A 2,195-nucleotide genomic window follows, 5' to 3' on the forward strand; every position below is an offset into this window, starting at 1 on the left:
TTAGAAGAAGTTACACTGGCAGAAACAATCAAAGCCTCGGGATATGAAACCTATTTTATAGGTAAATGGCATTTAGGTAAAGCTGAAAAATATTGGCCAGAACATCAAGGTTTTGAAACCAATATTGCGGGTTGTTCTTGGGGTGCGCCAATTGGAGGTGATAAATTCTTTTCTCCTTATAATAATCCACGTCTTTCTGATGGCCCAAAAGGAGAGCATTTGCCTAACCGTTTAGCAAAAGAAACGATTAAATTTTTAGAAAAGAAACACGAAAAACCTTTTTTTACCTACTTATCTTTTTATTCTGTTCATAGTCCTTGGATGGGCAGGAAAGATCTTATTGAAAAATATCAAAAAAAGAACAAGCCAGAAAGTCAATGGCGACAAGAACGTTGGATACGTTTTAATAAAAAGCAGAATAATCCTGTTTATGCAGCAATGATTGAAGCGATGGATTCTGCTATAGGAGATGTTTTAAGCAGCTTAAAGAAAACAGGTTTAGACAAAAATACCGTAGTTATATTCCTGTCTGATAATGGAGGGGCTAGTGAAGTAACCTCAAATGAACCTCTAAGAGCTGGAAAATGCTTTTTATATGAGGGCGGTATTCGTGTACCAATGATTGTAAGTTGGCCAGGTAAAATAAAACCTGGTAGTTTTACAAATACACCTGTAACAAGTACAGATTTTTTCCCCACAATTCTTGACCTTACAGGTCTTCCATTTAAACCTCAAAATCATTTAGATGGTTCTAGTTTTGCCCCTTTATTAAAAGGAGAAAGGTTGACTAAGAAAGATTTATTTTGGCACTACCCGCATTATGAAGGTGGTTTTGAGCCAGCATCAGCTATTCGTTCCGGAGATTGGAAATTGATTCAATTTTATGAAGAAAGTCGTTTTGAATTGTACAATCTAAAAGAAGACTTAGGAGAGCACAATAATCTTGCAGTCAAGAATCCGGAAAAGGCAAAAGAACTTAGAGATAAATTAGTTGCTTGGAGAAAAAACATGAATGCTTCAGAACCAACAGCTAATCCGAATTTTGATGCTTTCAAAACTCAAAATTATAGATTAGACTACGAGAATAAATTTAAAAATGTCAATCAATTTAAAACAAGAAATAATTAATAAATGATACGAAATCTAAAATTTATAATCTGTCTTAATTTATTAGCATTTTTAACGAACTTTTATCTGTGTGCTCAAAAACCAAATGTGGTCATTATACTCACAGATGACCAAGGGTACGGAGATTTTTCTATTAATGGTAACCCATTGATAGAAACACCTAATGTTGATGCCCTAGGGTATAGTTCAACGCGCTTTACTGACTTTCATGTAGCTCCAATGTGCACACCAACAAGAAGTCAATTAATGACAGGGCAAGATGCGATGCGTAATGGCGCTATTAATGTAAGTAGTGGCAGGAGTTTAATGAATCCAACATTAAAAACGATGGCAAATGTTTTTAAAGAAGCAGGCTATGCTACAGGTCTTTTTGGTAAATGGCATTTAGGGGATAATTACCCCCATAGACCAGAAGATCGAGGTTTTGATGAGGCTATTTGGTTTCCCTCATCACACTTAAATGGGGTTTCAGATTACTGGGATAATGACTATTTCGACGATTTTTACAATCATAATGGGAGACGAGAAAAATTCAATGGATATTGTACAAATGTATTTACGGATGAGGCTATAAGTTGGATGCAAAAGCAAATTGATAAAAAAGAGCCATTTTTCACTTATTTACCAATGAACGCTGCACACTGGCCTCCCTTTGTTCCCAATGAATACAGAAAACCCGCTAAAGAAGCATTATACGCAAATCCAAAAGTTGTAAAAAAATTATCTAAAGAAAAAATGCATCCCTATTATGGTAGTGACATTAATGAAGCCTTGATCACATTCTTAGCAATGGGGTTGAATATAGACGAAAACATTGGCAAATTAGTGAAGTTTCTGGAAAGTAAAGGGGTTTTAGACAATACTATTATTGTCTTTTTTACCGATAATGGAAGTTCGTTTGGTAGACATTATTACAATGCTGGAATGAAAGGAGGAAAGCAAGAGCTTTTTGAAGGAGGGCATCGTGTTCCATTATTTATTAAAGGGCCTAAGGCGATAATAGGTGAGCCGAAAGAGATTGATGAGCTAACACATGTTCAAGACTTATTACCAACTTTAGCATCTAG

2 protein-coding genes are annotated in these 2,195 nt (G+C 35.4%); both read left to right on the forward strand.

The genetic code is table 11. The features are described 5' to 3' along the window. A partial coding sequence (locus tag HRU49_RS14490) for a sulfatase (RefSeq protein WP_296358419.1) occupies window positions 1–1,128 on the forward strand: 1,128 nt, incomplete at its 5' end. 87 nt (window positions 1,129–1,215) lie between these two features. Continuing rightward, the coding region (locus tag HRU49_RS14495) for a sulfatase-like hydrolase/transferase (RefSeq protein WP_296358421.1) at window positions 1,216–2,195 on the forward strand (980 nt) is incomplete at its 3' end.

Origin of the sequence: Winogradskyella sp., assembly GCF_013213975.1 — a bacterium.
In the GTDB taxonomy this organism is placed as follows: Bacteria; Bacteroidota; Bacteroidia; order Flavobacteriales; family Flavobacteriaceae; genus Winogradskyella.